Annotated in this window: 17 protein-coding genes; all 17 read left to right on the top strand. The window is 39.3% G+C overall.

From position 1 onward, the window contains the following. Nucleotides 1-42 precede the first annotated feature (42 nt). The 17 genes from prmA to FOL01_RS07305 all read left to right on the top strand — a co-directional run bounded on the left by prmA (nt 43) and on the right by FOL01_RS07305 (nt 16,077). Nucleotides 43-996 (top strand): 50S ribosomal protein L11 methyltransferase, encoded by a 954-nt coding sequence (gene prmA / locus FOL01_RS07390; RefSeq protein ID WP_075270032.1) that lies wholly within the window; start codon nt 43-45, stop codon nt 994-996. Further along, nucleotides 996-1,736: an RsmE family RNA methyltransferase gene (locus tag FOL01_RS07385; RefSeq protein WP_075270031.1), complete on the top strand. Its 741-nt coding sequence runs from the start codon at nt 996-998 to the stop codon at nt 1,734-1,736. The genes prmA and FOL01_RS07385 overlap by 1 nt, the downstream gene beginning before the upstream one ends. 21 nt (nt 1,737-1,757) lie before the next feature. Further along, nucleotides 1,758-2,138 (top strand): hypothetical protein, encoded by a 381-nt coding sequence (locus FOL01_RS07380; RefSeq protein WP_075270030.1) that lies wholly within the window; start codon nt 1,758-1,760, stop codon nt 2,136-2,138. A 452-nt stretch (nt 2,139-2,590) separates the two neighbouring features. Next, complete coding sequence (mraZ, locus tag FOL01_RS07370; protein WP_075270028.1) at nt 2,591-3,025, top strand: division/cell wall cluster transcriptional repressor MraZ; 435 nt, start codon at nt 2,591-2,593, stop codon at nt 3,023-3,025. 35 nt (nt 3,026-3,060) lie between these two features. Continuing rightward, entirely contained in the window at nt 3,061-4,005 is a 945-nt protein-coding gene (rsmH, locus tag FOL01_RS07365) for a 16S rRNA (cytosine(1402)-N(4))-methyltransferase RsmH (protein ID WP_075270027.1), read from the top strand. 21 nt (nt 4,006-4,026) lie between these two features. Continuing rightward, on the top strand, nt 4,027-4,404 hold the full coding sequence (gene ftsL, locus FOL01_RS07360; protein ID WP_075270026.1) for a cell division protein FtsL: 378 nt from the start codon (nt 4,027-4,029) through the stop codon (nt 4,402-4,404). Between the two features lies 1 nt (nt 4,405). Then, nucleotides 4,406-6,595: a penicillin-binding protein gene (locus FOL01_RS07355; protein WP_075270025.1), complete on the top strand. Its 2,190-nt coding sequence runs from the start codon at nt 4,406-4,408 to the stop codon at nt 6,593-6,595. Nucleotides 6,596-6,624: 29 nt separating this feature from the next. Further along, nucleotides 6,625-7,620, top strand: coding sequence for a phospho-N-acetylmuramoyl-pentapeptide-transferase (gene mraY / locus FOL01_RS07350; RefSeq protein ID WP_075270024.1), 996 nt, complete (start codon nt 6,625-6,627; stop codon nt 7,618-7,620). 61 nt (nt 7,621-7,681) lie between these two features. After that, on the top strand, nt 7,682-9,016 hold the full coding sequence (gene murD / locus FOL01_RS07345; RefSeq protein ID WP_075270023.1) for a UDP-N-acetylmuramoyl-L-alanine--D-glutamate ligase: 1,335 nt from the start codon (nt 7,682-7,684) through the stop codon (nt 9,014-9,016). 26 nt (nt 9,017-9,042) lie between these two features. Next, nucleotides 9,043-10,140, top strand: a complete 1,098-nt coding sequence (murG, locus tag FOL01_RS07340; RefSeq protein ID WP_075270022.1) for an undecaprenyldiphospho-muramoylpentapeptide beta-N-acetylglucosaminyltransferase — start codon at nt 9,043-9,045, stop codon at nt 10,138-10,140. 33 nt (nt 10,141-10,173) lie between these two features. Further along, nucleotides 10,174-11,145: a cell division protein FtsQ/DivIB gene (locus tag FOL01_RS07335; RefSeq protein ID WP_075270021.1), complete on the top strand. Its 972-nt coding sequence runs from the start codon at nt 10,174-10,176 to the stop codon at nt 11,143-11,145. A gap of 83 nt (nt 11,146-11,228) precedes the next feature. After that, complete coding sequence (gene ftsA, locus FOL01_RS07330) at nt 11,229-12,614, top strand: cell division protein FtsA (protein ID WP_237342620.1); 1,386 nt, start codon at nt 11,229-11,231, stop codon at nt 12,612-12,614. 29 nt (nt 12,615-12,643) lie between these two features. Then, on the top strand, nt 12,644-13,888 hold the full coding sequence (gene ftsZ / locus FOL01_RS07325; RefSeq protein WP_075270019.1) for a cell division protein FtsZ: 1,245 nt from the start codon (nt 12,644-12,646) through the stop codon (nt 13,886-13,888). A gap of 11 nt (nt 13,889-13,899) precedes the next feature. Further along, nucleotides 13,900-14,352 carry a cell division protein SepF gene (locus FOL01_RS07320; RefSeq protein ID WP_075270018.1) on the top strand — a complete coding sequence of 151 codons (453 nt, stop codon included), beginning with the start codon at nt 13,900-13,902 and terminating at the stop codon, nt 14,350-14,352. A gap of 11 nt (nt 14,353-14,363) precedes the next feature. Then, the gene (locus FOL01_RS07315) at nt 14,364-14,627 is read left to right on the top strand and encodes a YggT family protein (RefSeq protein ID WP_075270017.1); all 264 of its coding nucleotides are present in this window, start codon (nt 14,364-14,366) and stop codon (nt 14,625-14,627) included. An 8-nt stretch (nt 14,628-14,635) separates the two neighbouring features. Beyond that, nucleotides 14,636-15,421 (top strand): YlmH family RNA-binding protein, encoded by a 786-nt coding sequence (locus FOL01_RS07310; protein WP_075270016.1) that lies wholly within the window; start codon nt 14,636-14,638, stop codon nt 15,419-15,421. Nucleotides 15,422-15,435: 14 nt separating this feature from the next. Next, nucleotides 15,436-16,077, top strand: a complete 642-nt coding sequence (locus tag FOL01_RS07305) for a DivIVA domain-containing protein (RefSeq protein WP_075270015.1) — start codon at nt 15,436-15,438, stop codon at nt 16,075-16,077. Nucleotides 16,078-16,132: the final 55 nt, after the last annotated feature.

Genomic DNA, 16,132 nt, shown 5'->3' with positions numbered 1-16,132 from the left:
TAAACGTAATTAGAACAAAGCAATAGTAAATGAGGGATATTCATGAGTTGGCAAAAAATTGTTGTAGAGACACAGACTGAGGCGATTGAAGCAATCAGTAATATATTAATGACACATGGTGCAGAAGGTGTTGAAATTGATGACTCTGCAGAATTGGCACATTATCAACCAGCTGATGCTACCGTGATGGTAAAAGAAGATGATATCGTTCATCGTTTGAGTGGCGCAGCTGTGACTGGCTATTTTGCAAATGAAATTGATTTACAACCGATGACAGAGACTATTCAAGCAGAAGTTGATCAGTTAGCCGAGTTTGGACTGGATGCACATCCAGGTACAGTTAGTGTACAGTCAGTAGCTGATGCTGATTGGGCAACTGAATGGCAAAAGTATTATCATCCAGTTCGTGTAACACGTCATATAACTGTCGTACCTAAGTGGGAAGAGTATCAGCCAGTGCAATCCGATGAGGAAGTGATTGTTTTAGATCCGGGGATGGCCTTTGGTACAGGAACGCATCCGACAACAAAGTTAATGATGCAAGCATTGGAAGTTGTTGTACGTGGTGGAGAATCTGTCATTGACCTGGGAACTGGTTCAGGCGTGCTAGGAATTGCAGCCCGCTTATTAGGAGCTGACGATATTCTCGGAACAGACATTGATGAAGTTGCGGTAAAATCAGCACAAGGTAATGTTGATTTAAATCCAAAGGCTGCAGACATGCAGTTGATTGTTAGTGATTTGTTAAAAGATGTTCCTGATAAAAAATATGATATAGTAATTGCTAATATGCTAGCAGAAGTGTTAGATATGTTGATTCCAGATGTTACTAATATTTTGCAACCTGATGGTTATCTATTATTATCTGGTATTTATTATGATAAACGTGACCAGATGATTAGTGCATTAACAGCGCAAGGCCTAGTTGTTGAACAATCAATGAAGTTAGGCGACTGGTACGGTATTATTGCAAAGTTTAAGAATGAGGATGATTAATGCAGAGATATTTTTTGGATGAGGTGCCTACGGGTGAAGAATTTCAATTACCAGAAAAAGTCGCACATCATTTTATAACTGTTTTGCGAAGTCGCGAAGGTTCTCACGCGGAATTTGTATTACCAAATCGGCAAGAAATTATTATTGCTAAAGTCGTAAGATTTGAACTAGATCGTCCAATTATGGCGATCGTCTCACGACAAGAGGCCCACGTTGAATTACCAGTTGATACAACAATTATTATTGGATTATCTAAAGGTGACAAGCCTGAATTGGTTGTACAGAAGGCAACAGAGTTGGGTGTTCATCATATTATCATTGTTGAGACGGCGTGGTCGGTTGTTCATTGGGGTCAGAAAGCGGCTAAGAAAATTACCCGTTTGAATAAAATAGCTACTTCAGCAGCAGAACAAGCTCATCGACTACGGATACCTGATGTCAGTTACGTTGCATCACTAGCAGATTTAGTGGTTGATAGTACAGTAAAATTAGTGGCTTGGGAAGAAAGTGCTAAGCAAGGGGAAACTAGTCAATTGGTTCAACAATTAAATGGCTTACGACCTGATGATTCCGTCAGTTTCTTATTTGGACCGGAAGGTGGTTTGTCTTCACAAGAAGTTGATGAATTAGTGAAACGGGGATTTGTGCCGGTAGGATTAGGACCTCGTATTTTGAGAGCTGAGACAGCACCATTATATGCTTTGAGTACTTTGAGTTATGTTATAGAATTAAATATATAGTCATGAAATAGGAGTTTTTATATGAAAAGGTTTAATAAAACTTTTGATTGGCGTTTTTGGATTTTAATGCCAATTTTTGGCATTCTTTTTCCATATGTCATTAATTTGACGAAACTAACCGCTAATTTCAAAATTATCGTATTACTTTTTATTGTTAATATGATATTTAGTGTTATTGCTGGTCGTTTTCTACGTCATACAGGTGCTTTTTGGGTGTTGTTATTGGTTTGGCCAATCGTATTTTTAATTTCGGTTTGGCTACACATAAATTCGATGTTCTACGGTTATTACCTTGCTTTGTTGTATTTGATTTTAGAAGTTTTCGCATTTACTAGTGGCCAAGAAGAAGAACTTGATATTGATAAGCAAATTCCAGTTGATGGTGGCTTTAGTGAAGTTTAAGAGCGTTATTTATATTAAGAAGTTGTTAAAATAGCCGGAAGCTACAAAACTATAATTAATATGCTTTAAGTAAAAGGAGTTTGGGAAAGTATCCCAAACTCCTTTTTTATTGCTTTTATTGCCACTTTGCAATGCACAAATGCCTTTAACAGCATTGCATAGTTTAAAGTGCGTTTTTAATGCCCACTTTTCCCCACCGTTTTTGGACGAATCATTTGGTGTTCAATTTGTTGTTAAAATTACGCATAATTGTAAACTTTATGTTAAAAAAGTCACTATGTACCGATACGTCGGTATTCTTAACAATAAATGTTTTAAAAAACAAGGTGGTAATGGGTGGGGAAAGGTGGTTGAAAGTGGGATATTGTGGTAAATTAAATGTATTGAATTGTCGAATAGATTGGTGAATTGTTATTGTGACATGTCGAAATTTAGAGAGGAGGAATTAGCTGATGTTCATGGGAACGTATCAACATTCATTAGATACAAAAAATCGGCTAATTATTCCGGCTAAATTTCGAAACCAGTTAGGTGAGTCTTTTGTAATCACCCGATGGATGGATCATTCATTGCGTGCCTATACCCTTGAGGGATGGCAAGACTTTTCAAAAAAGATTAATGCATTGCCAGAAACTAACTCAAAAGCACGTCAATTTAAGCGTTTTGTTTTTGGTGGTGCGATTGAAGTTGAATTTGATAAACAAGGGCGTATTAACCTGTCACAAACATTACGTGATTATGCAAAAATCGAAAAAAATGTAACTGTTTTCGGTCTTGGGGACACAACCTTCGAATTATGGAGCACTGAGAAGTGGCAGGCTTATGAAGATGAAACTGCAGAAAACTTCGATGATATTGCGGATGGTTTAGAAGAACTAGGATTTTAATAGCTTCATATGAATTGAAAGGAACTTAAATACCGATGACGGAGTTTAAACACGTAACAGTATTATTAGAAGAAGCCATTGATGGCTTAAATGTCCAACCAGATGGTGTTTATGTTGACGCAACGTTAGGCGGTGGTGGCCACTCTAAATTATTAGCTAGTCGGTTGAATCATGGTAAATTATGGTCATTTGATCAAGATGTCACGGCTATTAAATATAACGAAACCCATCTAGCGGATGAATTAGCTGCTAACAAAGTCGCATTCATCCAGACTAACTTTCGTCATTTACATGATGCGCTAGTGGAGCAGAATGTCTCAGGAATTGATGGTATCGTTTATGATTTGGGTGTCTCTTCACCACAGTTTGATGATGGTCAACGTGGCTTTTCATATAAATATGATGCACCGTTAGATATGCGTATGGATCAGTCACAAGCATTAAATGCAAGAACTGTTGTTAATGAATGGTCATTTCATGAGTTGATGCGTATCTTTTCACGTTATGGTGAGGAGAAGTTTGCAAAACAGATTGCAAGAAAAATTGAACGTGAACGAGAAATAAAGCCGATTGAAACAACATTTGATTTAGTTAATATCATTAAGGAAGCTATTCCAGCAGCAGCGAGAAGAAAAGGTGGACATCCAGCAAAGCGTACTTTTCAAGCAATTAGAATTGCTGTGAATGATGAATTAGGAGCGGTAGAAGAGTCTTTGGCACAGGCATTGGAGATGTTGAATGTCCATGGTCGGATTGCGGTAATTACATTCCACTCACTTGAAGATCGACTTGTTAAGACGATGTTTAAAGAAAAAGTAACAATACCTGATTTACCATCAGGCTTACCAGTTATTCCAGAAGAAATGCAACCAGATTTCAAATTGGTTGTTCGAAAACCAATTTTGCCATCAGACGAAGAACTAGCCACTAATAGACGTGCACATTCTGCCAAATTACGAATTATAGAACGTATCAAGTAAAAATGATGGAGGAAGCCCACTATGGATGGATTGCCCAAATACAACGATAGTAATGTTGTAACAAAACAAATTAGTCGTCCAAAGACAAATGCGAGACATAAAACAGTCAAAAATGTGAAAATGGTTAAACCTAAGTGGGATACAGTAGATTTCATGATGGTTGGCGCAGCGGTTCTAACGGTTATCGTTATGGCCTTTTTAGTCATTTTTATGGCCAATAAGAGTGCAACAGCGAATACGCAGTTGTCGACGACATCAGCACAGTTGGAACAGGTTCGCGATAAGAATAATGACTTGAAACAGGAAGTTAGTGATTTATCTAATCCGGATCGGTTGAATAAGATTGCTGAAAAGAATGGACTAACACTTAATAATCAAAATATAAGGAACGTAAAGTAGCATGGTAAAAAAACGACGGATGCCAAAACGTGATCAACCGGATAAAAACAGTCGTAATACAGGCAAAATTCTGCTTATATTAATGATGCTGGTGCTGGTTGTGTTGGGGGTCCGTTTTTCTTATGTCGCTATCACAAAAGATGTTCGGGGGCATAAGTTAGACAAGGCAGCCCAGCTAATCTACCGTAGTCAAAATGAAATTCAAGCTAAAAGAGGTGAAATTTTTGATGCAGTAGGTAATCCACTAGCAGAATCTTCAACAACTTATACATTGGCGGCTGTACTAGATAGCAGTCAAAAGTCCTCTAAAGGTAAGCCAATGTATGTTAAGAAGGGCCAGGATAAGGCTGTTAGTGAGAAAATTGCAAATGTCATTGGTGGTAAAGCCAAGACGTACGAAAAGCTAATTAAAAGCGGTCGTAAGAATAACTTAAAGCAAGTCCAGTTTGGACAAGATGGTTCAAATTTGAATGTTAAAAAGTATAAGCAGCTTAAAGCACTTAATGTGCCAGGGTTAACTTTTACACCAAGCGAATCACGCTTATATCCTAATGGGACTTTTGCATCAGATCTAATTGGCTTAACAAAAAATGAAAATAGTAGTGATGGTAAAGTCATTTCAGGAATAACTGGTATCGAAAAATCTTGGAATAAACAATTGACTGGTCACAATGGTGTCAAAACAACCTCAACAGATACCAATGATCGTGCAGTTTCAAAGAAAAATCTGGCTGTTAAAAATGGTTATGATATATACACGACCATTAATACAAAATTACAAACAACTCTAGAAAAGAGTATGCAAACGCTCGCCGATGATATGAAACCTAAGGCGGCACTTGCAGTAGTCATGGATACGAAAACTAGTAAAATTGTTGCAACGACCCAACGTCCATCTTATAATGCCACAACAGGTGAAGGAATTGGAGATCTATGGACGAATCAGTTATATGGGACTGCGTTCGAACCTGGTTCGGTTTTGAAAGGAATCACACTGGCTGCGGCTATCGATTCTGACAACTGGGATGAAGATGATACTTATGAATCAGGTACGTTAAAGGTTGGCGACAAAAAGGTTACTGATTGGAATGATGGTGAAGGATGGGGACGTATCACGTATGGAAGAGGAATTGCAGCCTCTTCTAACGTGGCGATGGCCCTAACTGAGCAAAAAATGGGTGCCCAAACTTGGCGTAAGTACCTGAATAAATTTAAGTTTTTGAAATCAACAAACTCAGGCTTTAGTGATGAAGCAAAAGGTGGCATGCAATTTAAGTATCCAATTGAGCAAGCAAACACTGCTTTTGGACAAGCCATATCTGTGACACCGTTACAGATGATGCAAGGTTATTCAGCGATTGCTAACAATGGGAAGGAATTACAACCACAAATTATTGAGAAGGTAGTGGATCCAAATACTAATCGAGTCGTTTCACAACCTAAGGCGAAGACTGTTTCTAAACCAATTAGTAAGTCTAGTGCGAAAGCGACGCGTAAACAATTGGAAGATGTTATCTACTCTAAGCATGGATTAGGAAAAGATTATGCCATTCCGGATGTTCGGACAACTGGTAAGTCTGGAACAGCCCAGGTGGCTACTTCTTCTGGATATTCATCTCCAGGAGACAACACTAATGAAATTCACTCATGGATGGGGATGGCACCCTCAAACAATCCACGTTATATGATGTATATTGTGACAAAGCAGCCACAAAAAAATACAGATAATATTGCAAAAAATATGTCAGATGTCTTCAAAAAGGTGATGGCACAAGCTTTGGATATGTCTGAAAGCGACAATAAGGTGGTTGTTAGTGCTAATCAAGAGGTGAATGTACCAACGGTTGTCGGTGGTGTAACGAAAGAATCTACAAAAGAGATAAAGTCCAATCGCCTAACACCGGTTGTCATGGGTGACGGTAAAACAATTAAAAGTCAATCAATAACTGGTGGTGAAAAATCAATTGTTGGTCAACGTATTTTCTTGAATACAGGTAAGAATATTGCTGTGCCTAATATGGCCGGTTGGGCAAAAAGTGATGTATTAGCTTGGGCAGAGTTGGCAGATATCAAGGTTAACATCAAGGGTAATGGATTTGTGACGACCCAATCAGTCAAGGCGGATTCAAAATTATCTGATGGTTATCATGAAATTACGGTAGAATTTAAAGAGCCTAAGACGTCAAACTAGGAATATAGGTGAGTGAGAGGAGTAGTCGAATGTCGACTTTTTTAGTGGGACTATTATTTAGTCTAATTGTTACGGTACTGGTAGTGCCGCGTCTACGAGATTGGTTTAAAAAAATTAAAGTAGCTCAAATGGTTATGCGTACTGGGGAACATGAGCCGGATCATGCTGCTAAAGCAGGAACACCAACAATGGGTGGCGCTGGTTTTATTCCAGTTGTTGTTATCGGTTTTATTATTTTAGCGTTAGCCACTAAAAATGCTGCTTCAACGGGTTGGGCAACTCTGATTGCGATTGTAGTATTTGCAATTGTTGGTGCTTTTGATGACAGTATTAAAGTCTTCAACCATCGTGATGAAGGCTTACGCTTTTTACCCAAGCTATTCGCTGAAATCGCGGCTGCTATTTTGGGTGTGATCGTACTAGCCTTAGGTAAGTTTGATTTCTTCTTAAACTTACCATTCGGGTTAGGCGAATGGCATAGTGTGATTGCTTACACTTTGTTTACGATTTTCTGGCTAGTTGGTTGGTCAAATGCAACTAATTTAACAGATGGGTTAGATGGTTTGGCATCAGGAACAGCTATTATTGCGTATGTTGCATATCTAGTGATTGCTATCGTGCAAGGTGATATGACGATGGTCTTGTTGGACGCATTAATAATTGGCGCTTTACTTGGCTTCCTGTTCTTTAATCATTATCCAGCAACTATCTTTATGGGTGATACCGGATCCCTTGCCCTGGGAGCTGGATTAGCAATGAATTCATTGGTATTACACCATGAATGGTCATTATTGATCATTGGTTTCGTCTTTATGATTGAAACGCTAAGTGTCATTATTCAGGTCACTAGTTTTCATTTCTTCAAGAAACGTATTTTCTTAATGACACCTATTCATCATAGTTTTGAAAAAGGTGGTCTAACTGGTAATACGGAGAAACCATGGAATGAATGGCAAGTAAATCTATTCTTTTGGGGAACTGGACTAGTTATGGCAGTACTTTATCTTGTATTCTGGTTCTCATAAATAAAAATAATCATGGGGTGCGATTCCCCGTATACATATCTTAAAAAAGGGGCTCTTAATAATGAATAAACACGTATTAATAATTGGATTTGCACGTTCAGGTGCAGCAGCGGCCAATTTATTGCAAAGTGAAGGCGCCCGTGTGACTGTTTCGGATCCTAAGCTAGACACTATGGATGAGAAAGTAAAGGCATTGAAGGCAAATGATGTGCAATTTACCACTGACCAATCAGTTGAACTATTAAAGAATGTTGATATAATCGTCAAAAATCCAGGTATTCCATACACAATTCCGATATTGGTAGCTGCCCAAGAACAACAAATTCCAATTGTTGTTGAAGTGGCTCTTGCCCAACAGTATATTCAAAAAAACTGGGTTGCTGTAACGGGATCTAATGGTAAGACAACGACAACAGAGATGATTTCATCTGTGTTGCGGACGCAGCCAGGAAAAGGTCACGTGCTAGTTGCGGGTAACATTGGTACCCCAGTTAGTGAAGTTGCTCCTCAAATGACAGCGGATGATGTGTTGGTCACTGAGCTATCATCTTTCCAGTTAACGGGTATGCCAGCTCCCAAGCCACACATTGCTGTGTTAACTAATATTTTTGGTTCACATTTGGATTTTCATGGGACACGGGCAAACTACGTTGCTGCTAAAATGAACATTACAAAACATCAAACGGCAAATGATTTTTTTGTTGTTAATTATGATAAAGAAGAATGGCGTCATTTAGCGGAACAGACAAAAGCAACTATTATACCTTTCTCACGGGAAGGTTTCAGCGAAGCAGGTGCTTATTTGAAAGCAGGCAACTTATATTATCAAGAAGAAGTTATCATGGCTGCTGACGAATTAGGAGTTCCTGGTACACATAATATAGAAAATGCGCTAGCTGCGATTGCTGTTGGTAAACTAATGGGAATTGACACAGAGAGCATTGCGAAAGCATTAAAGAACTTTTCGGGAGTAGAGCATCGATTACAATTTGTTGGTAAGTTCTACGATCGTCAAGTGTATAATGATTCTAAAGCAACTGATATTGAAGCAACGGAAATGGCTTTATCTGGATTTAATGTGCCAGTAGTATTATTAGCTGGTGGATTAGATCGAGGAGATGATCAAATGCGACTTCTAACTGCGATAAAGAAGCATGTTAAGGGCTTGATTGTATTCGGAGAAACGGCTGATAAGTTAGCTGAAGTCGGTAAAACGATTGGGATACCAGTTGTTCACGCCAAGGATGCACCTAGTGCGGTAGAACCAGCCTTTGAGTTAAGTGAAGCAGGTGAGGTTATTCTGTTATCTCCCGCTGCTGCATCTTGGGATCAATTTCCAGATTTTGAAACAAGAGGAAACTTGTTTGTCGAAGCCGTAAAAAATTTTAAAAATTAGACAATAAAGATTAGAGGGGATTAGACATGCGTATTATTGTATCTGGTGGTGGCACAGGTGGTCACATTTATCCAGCATTAGCAACAGTCCAGCGCTTGAAAGCATTGGAACCTGATACAGAGGTTTTATATATTGGTAGTGAACGCGGTTTAGAGGGTAGTATCGTACCTAAAGCTGGCTTTAACTTCAAATCATTGAAGGTGCAAGGCTTCCATCGCTCACTATCGCTAGACAATTTTAAAACGATCTACCTTTTTTTGAAGGCAACTCGTGAAGCTAAAAAATATTTAGATACATTTAAGCCAGATGTGGTTGTTGGTACTGGTGGTTATGTTTCTGGTCCAGTCTTGTACGCTGCGCAACAAATGGGAATTCCAACGGTAATCCACGAACAAAATTCAGTCGTAGGAGTGACGAATAAATTTTTGGCCCGCAAGGTAACCAAAGTCGGTGTGGCTTTTCCAGCAGCATTACCAGCTTTTAAAGATAATTTAGCAACGATTGTTGGTAACCCTAGAGCACAAGAAGTTGTTGATGGTCAGGGTAGTTTTGATTGGGAAGGCTTAGGTTTATCACCTAATAAGCCATCAGTGCTTGTTTTTGGTGGTTCACAAGGGGCTATTAAAATTAATGCGTCAATGATTGATGCTTTATCAAGTTTTGCCAATAAACCATACCAAGTTATTTTTGTTACTGGATCAAAACGTTTCGATGACGTTAAGCAAGAGATGGCTACGAAAAAGATTGAAACGACAGAAAATGTAGCGGTTGTACCATATATTAGTAATATGCCGCAATTGATGCCAAGGGTTTCCCTAGTTGTTGGCCGAGCTGGTGCGACAAGTTTAGCGGAGCAAACAGCTTTGGGTAAACCAATGATTCTTATTCCTAGCCCATATGTGACTAACGATCATCAAACGAAAAATGCGCGTAGTTTAGCAAATGCTGGGGCTGCTGAGATGATTACAGAAGAATCGCTATCTGGTACAACTCTATTTGGTACAATTGATCAATTGATGACAGATGAGAAACAACGTCAACTAATGGCAGAAGCAGCGATGAAGATGGGTGTTCCTGATGCTGCAGATCAATTTATTGCATTGATTAAGAGCGTTATAAAGTAAATTATTTCTGTGAGGAGTCTGTAGGAGGTTACGATGACTGATAAAAAAGAAAATCCGCATAATAAAAACGACCATGCGAATTCCTCTGATATTCAGGCACATTTAAATGCTTTATTATCAGGGAAGGTTGAGTCATCAAAACCAAAACGGTCAAAGCAGTCAGATAAAAAAGAGCCGCAATCCAATCCCAAACAAGCGGATGTTAAGCAAGGCACCAAAGACAATCATGATACCGATACCTCAGATGAGGCAATTAAGTCCGATGATGACGAGGCTAAGACAACAAAGCATAAACGTCCAAAAAGGAAACGGTTTTTGTTTTCGCACGAGAAGGCAGCGATTAAAACGCTGATTGTTTTATTGGTTATGGCTGCTGGATTGATTTACTTGATTTCACCAGCAAATCAAGTGCAAAAATATGAGATTGTTGGTACACATGAGTTGTCGGATAAAACGGTATTGCATGCTGCGGGCTTAAAAACGGGGCAGCCACTGCTAACGACGCTAAATCAAAGCGACTATTTTAGTCACATGGCAAAAAGCAAAAATCCCCAGATCCGTCATTTAAAATTGACGAGGAAGTCAGATAATACGCTACAAGTCAAAGTTGATGAAATCGTCAAAGTTGGTTATGTTAAGGCTGATAATAAATACTACCCGATATTAGAGAATGGTAGTATGTTGGATCGCGGTTTAAGTAATCAACAAGCTGGTGGCTTGCCGATATATGATGGTTTTACGACAGATAAACAGTTACGAAAAACATTGTCAGAATTTGGCAAGCTTTCTGATCCATTAAGACATGCAGTATCAGAAATAGTTTGGTCACCAAATAGTCAAAATAATCAACGATTACTAATTTACATGAATGATGGTAACCAAGTGTTGATTAGTGCAGACGAAATGTCAAAGAAGATGAAGTACTATCCTGGGATGGTTGCACAACTAAATAAAACTGGGATAGCAGATTTGCAAGTAGGAGCATATTTTAAACCATATGATTAATAAAACTAGGCGCAGGTCTGGAAGAATGCCCCTAAAGTATGGTATTATTCTTAAAGAATTGTTTATTTATTTAAACTTTTTGTATGGTAGTCAAAGGAGGAATTAAGATGGCCAACCATGGATTAATTGTTGGTCTTGATGTTGGGACTAACACCATTAAAGTGCTAGCAGCAGATGTTAGAGATCAACAGGCTAATATTGTAGCGGTTGGTCGATCTGTTGCACACGGTGTAAAGAAAGGCGTTGTTGTTGATATTGATGCAACAGCGACTGATATTCGTCAAGCAGTAGCACAAATAAACGAGCAGACTGAACAACCGATAACAGAAGTTGTTGCAAGTTTACCTGCAAGCAACATTCAAATTCAGCACGTGAAGGGAACTGTAACAGTTAAAGATAGTCAACATATTTCATATGAAGATGTGGCTAATACTGTACAGGAAGCAGTTAAGATACAATTGCCTTCAGACCGTGAAGTAGTTGAATTAATTCCGACAGAATTTGTAGTCGATGATTTTGATGGCATCCAAGATCCAAATGATATGGTGGGGATGCGACTAGCAATGCATGGTATTGCTTATACAGCACCAAGAAATGTCATGGGTAATTTACGCATGGCTATTAGTAAGTCTGGTCTACAACTTCGTGATTTTGTTTTGGCACCATTAGCATATAGTAAAACATTGCTGGATGATGGCCAACAAGAATTTGGTACAATTTTGTTAGACATGGGAGCTGGGCAAACCTCAGCCACCGTTGTCCATGAACACCAACTCAAGTTTTTGTCATCATTCCCGGCAGGAAGCGACAATATTTCTCGAGATATTAGTACAGTTCTTGAATTAGGACTACATGATGCTGATATGTTAAAGCTTGATTCTGGTTTTGCACTATCAAAGTTAGCGCAAGACGAAAATCAACTTGTTATCAAGAAAGTTAGTGCTGAAGAGCCTGAACAAATTTCGGAAACATTACTGGCACAGATTATTGAAGCCAGAGTCATGCAAATCTTAGGAAAGCTTGGCGAAAAACTAGACTTGGTTGGTGCATTTCAAATGCCTGGTGGCGTGATTGTGACTGGTGGTGGTGCCGCTTTACGTGGTATGACAGAAGCTATTCATGACGCCTATAATGTGCAGACAAAATTGTTTGCGCCAGATGATATTGGCTTACGCCATCCTGGCTACGCTGGTGCATGGGCATTAGTACACTATGCAGCACAGCAAACACCAATTCAATTGGTTGTAAAGCAAGCTTTGTATGGGCTACCACTTGTTGTTCTCGGACAGCCTAGTATGGGAGCACAATTACCACGTGAGAAGCGTGGTGAAAAGAAAAAGCAAAAAGTCGAACAACAACGTGCCCCTCAAGTTGAACCTGAAAAGGCCGAGTCGACTGAAGTAACTGATGAAGAACAACCTAAGAAGAAAAATAGGATTAAGAATTTCTTTGCGGAGTTCTTTGACTAATTCATAAATTAACAAAAAAGGAGCTCAATATGGATTTGCAAATGGACATGAACCAAGAATACGGTGCGACAATAAAGGTCATCGGAGTTGGTGGCGGTGGTGGAAATGCTGTCAACCAAATGGTAACTGATGGTGTAGAAGGTGTAGAGTTTATCGTTGCTAACACCGACGCACAAGCTCTTGATCGTTCTTCAGCAGAGAATAAAATTCAAATTGGATCAAAAGCTACGCGCGGCCTTGGAGCTGGTGCTCGTCCTGAAGTTGGTGAAGCAGCAGCTAAAGAGAGCGAACAAGAACTAACTGAAGCACTGCAAGGTGCTGATATGGTCTTCGTCACTGCCGGAATGGGTGGTGGTACTGGAACTGGTGCTGCTCCTGTTATCGCTAAAATTGCTAAAGATTCTGGTGCATTGACAATTGGTGTTGTGACTCGCCCATTCTCTTTTGAAGGACCAAGACGTGGTAAGTCTGCAGCAGAAGGATTAGCAAAGTTAAAGGACAATGTCGATACGTTGATCGTCATTGCTAATAACAATTTGTTACAAATCGTTGATAAGAAAGCACCTATCATGGAAGCATTCAAGATGGTCGACGATGTGTTACTACAAGGTGTATCAGGAATTTCAGATTTGATTACAAAGCCTGGAATTATTAACCTGGACTTTGCGGATGTTAAGACAGCGATGGCTAGTCAAGGCACTGCTTTGATGGGAATTGGTTCTGCATCTGGAGAAAACCGTGCAGCCGAAGCAACACGTAAGGCAATTGCATCACCATTGTTGGAAGCAAAAATCGAAGGTGCAACAAATGTGTTGCTTTCTGTTAAGGGTGGCGCTGATATGTCATTGTTTGAAGCGCAAGAAGCTTCTGAAACAATTGCCCAAGCATCAGGCACTGATGTTGACATTATCTTTGGTACAACGATTGATATGGAAATGGAAGGTGACTTGGTCGTCACAGTTATTGCAACTGGCATTGACCGTCCAGAAACACCACGCCCAGAAATCAACTTAGGGGCTAACAAGCAAGCTAGTCCTTTCCAGGCGGTTTCAGAACAACCAGTTCAACCACAGCCACAACAACCTGTTGTTAATAATGACCCCTTTGCAGATTGGGGTACACCTTCTGAGCAGCCTAAAGCGCCACAACAAAGTGCGCCAGCACAATCAGCTGCACCATCTCAACAACAATCAGCACCATCTCAACCAAGTTCATCTGAAGAAGAAATCGAGCGCCCAGCTTATTTCAATTGGATGAAGCGTGGTGATAAGTAAGGAGACTGGTCATGGCATTTAAGTTTAAAGATTACATTTTTGGTGTTGATGATAACTATTATTATGAAGACGATGATTCAGAAAATAGTCAGGAAGACCAAAAATCAGCAAACTTCACAGAATCAAATAACAATGCCACTCGTCCAACGAATGAGCGACGTGCAAATGTTCTCAAAATGGATGGATCAAGAGATGATCCAGCTAAGATAGCTTTGTATGAGCCACGTACATATGCAGATGCCCAAACGATTGCTACCCAGTTACTTGGCGGTGAAGCGGTTATCGTTAATTTAGGATCAATCGATGAAAACACGGGTAAGCGTATTTTAGATTACCTTGGTGGCACGGCATTTGCAGTTGACGGTACGATTGAGCGAGTTGGTGAACGCATATTTTTGGCGACCCCGCATAATTTCGAGATTTCAGGGACGATTTCCCAGAATCTCGGACAACAATTTAATTAATAGGTGGTAATATGTTAACAATCCTTGGATTATTAAATTTGCTACTCCGAGCATTAGAATTCATCATCGTTATTTGGGTGTTGATGTCTTGGTTACCCGGGGCACAACATTCATCATTTGGTCAATTACTTGGTCGAATATCAGGTTTGATTTTGAACCCATTGCGACGATTCATACCAACCATTGGTATTATCGATTTAACGCCTTTAGTTGGGTTGATTCTATTGCAAGCAGCTGAAATGGGATTGCAAGCAATTGCTCGAACAATGATATAGAGAAGATTATGGTTGATAATGTAGCACAACATTTCCGCCCTAATGAAGCCACGTTTCTTAATTCAGCGGAAGGCTTGGTTCGTCAGGTATTGGATGAATATAGTCCAGTCTTGACGAATTTTTTGAACCCAAGAGAAATTTATATTCTAACAACTTTGGTCAATCAGCAGGACGATTTAAAAGTATTTCAATATGGCGGATATCAGAATGCCGAAAATCAACGATTATTGATTGCACCAAACTATTATGTGCCAGTATTAGACGACTTTGATTTAAAGGTTATTCAAATTAAGTATCCTGAAAAATTTACAACGTTACATCATAGTACAATTTTAGGTACTTTCATGCATAATGGTATTGCACGGCAAAGTATTGGTGATATTATTAAGGGTGAGAATGAAACGTGGTATTTTGTCGCCACTAAGGCGATAGGGACATTTATTTTACAACAGCTAGATCACATTGGTAAGGCGAAAGTCCGTTTTAAAGAAGTGACGGGTGACCACATTACTGTGGTTGATAATGAATGGACAATTATTAATACAACGGTGAGTTCTTTACGACTAGATAGTATCGTCGCAAATGGGTATAATATTTCTAGGAACCATGCGAAGCAGATGATTGAACATGATTTAGTACGAGTTAATTGGACTGATATTAATAAGCCTGATTATGTCCTAGCTGTTAACGATTTGGTTTCGGTACGACAGTATGGTCGTTTGAAAATTGATGAACTTAATGGTTTAACTAAAAAAAATAAATGGCGAATAACAATGGCCGTTATTAAAAAATAGATTGGAGAAATCTCATGGCATTGACCCCACAAGAAATACATGCAAAAGAATTCACGACAAGTCGCAGCAAATGGTATGACAAGGCAGAGGTTTCTGACTTTTTGGATCAAATTGTGACAGATTATGATGCTTTGATGCAAGAAAATCAGACATTGAAGACGCAATTGGCAGAAGCTGATGCCAATGCTAAGCAAGTTGAGGAGATGAAACAATCAGTAAACTCATCTATCTTAATTGCCCAAGAGGCTGCTGACCGTTTGAAGAAGCAAACTGAGGCTGAGGCCGAAGCAACTTTGCAACAAGCACAAACTGAAGCACAAAAGATTGTGATGGAGGCAAATGCAAAGGCAAATGCGCTATTGACTGATTCACAAAACAAGAATGAAGCACTAGTTGCTGAAAAAGAAGGCTTGGATAAGGAAATGGGTGCTTTCAAGGCAAAAATTGAAGGTATGCTACAAGCGCAATTGGATATGGTGCAAACTGACGAATGGGCCGCATTCCAACAACCTGCTTCATATCAAGAGCCATCAGCAGTAGCTGGTTCTGATCCTGAGCCTGCTTCTGAAGCTGTTTCGGAAGATGATGCCGATACAGTTGTTATTTTCCCAGAATCAAGTGAAGATTCAGAAAATTTCTTGAATAAGGATAACTAATTAGTTATTATAGATAGCATAAAGTTTCTGACCAAAAAGTATAGTTTATTCTAAC

It is taken from the genome of Weissella thailandensis (assembly GCF_001932615.1).
Lineage (GTDB): Bacteria > Bacillota > Bacilli > Lactobacillales > Lactobacillaceae > Weissella > Weissella thailandensis.
Note: the sequence above shows the minus strand (reverse complement) of the source record. Positions and strands in the feature narration are given on the sequence as shown.

Coding starts and splice junctions, on each gene's coding strand:
- prmA (WP_075270032.1), top strand. CDS start 43: ATGAGTTGGCAAAAAATTGTTGTAGAGACACAGACTGAGGCGATTGAA.
- FOL01_RS07385 (WP_075270031.1), top strand. CDS start 996: ATGCAGAGATATTTTTTGGATGAGGTGCCTACGGGTGAAGAATTTCAA.
- FOL01_RS07380 (WP_075270030.1), top strand. CDS start 1,758: ATGAAAAGGTTTAATAAAACTTTTGATTGGCGTTTTTGGATTTTAATG.
- mraZ (WP_075270028.1), top strand. CDS start 2,591: ATGTTCATGGGAACGTATCAACATTCATTAGATACAAAAAATCGGCTA.
- rsmH (WP_075270027.1), top strand. CDS start 3,061: ATGACGGAGTTTAAACACGTAACAGTATTATTAGAAGAAGCCATTGAT.
- ftsL (WP_075270026.1), top strand. CDS start 4,027: ATGGATGGATTGCCCAAATACAACGATAGTAATGTTGTAACAAAACAA.
- FOL01_RS07355 (WP_075270025.1), top strand. CDS start 4,406: ATGGTAAAAAAACGACGGATGCCAAAACGTGATCAACCGGATAAAAAC.
- mraY (WP_075270024.1), top strand. CDS start 6,625: ATGTCGACTTTTTTAGTGGGACTATTATTTAGTCTAATTGTTACGGTA.
- murD (WP_075270023.1), top strand. CDS start 7,682: ATGAATAAACACGTATTAATAATTGGATTTGCACGTTCAGGTGCAGCA.
- murG (WP_075270022.1), top strand. CDS start 9,043: ATGCGTATTATTGTATCTGGTGGTGGCACAGGTGGTCACATTTATCCA.
- FOL01_RS07335 (WP_075270021.1), top strand. CDS start 10,174: ATGACTGATAAAAAAGAAAATCCGCATAATAAAAACGACCATGCGAAT.
- ftsA (WP_237342620.1), top strand. CDS start 11,229: ATGGTAGTCAAAGGAGGAATTAAGATGGCCAACCATGGATTAATTGTT.
- ftsZ (WP_075270019.1), top strand. CDS start 12,644: ATGGATTTGCAAATGGACATGAACCAAGAATACGGTGCGACAATAAAG.
- FOL01_RS07320 (WP_075270018.1), top strand. CDS start 13,900: ATGGCATTTAAGTTTAAAGATTACATTTTTGGTGTTGATGATAACTAT.
- FOL01_RS07315 (WP_075270017.1), top strand. CDS start 14,364: ATGTTAACAATCCTTGGATTATTAAATTTGCTACTCCGAGCATTAGAA.
- FOL01_RS07310 (WP_075270016.1), top strand. CDS start 14,636: ATGGTTGATAATGTAGCACAACATTTCCGCCCTAATGAAGCCACGTTT.
- FOL01_RS07305 (WP_075270015.1), top strand. CDS start 15,436: ATGGCATTGACCCCACAAGAAATACATGCAAAAGAATTCACGACAAGT.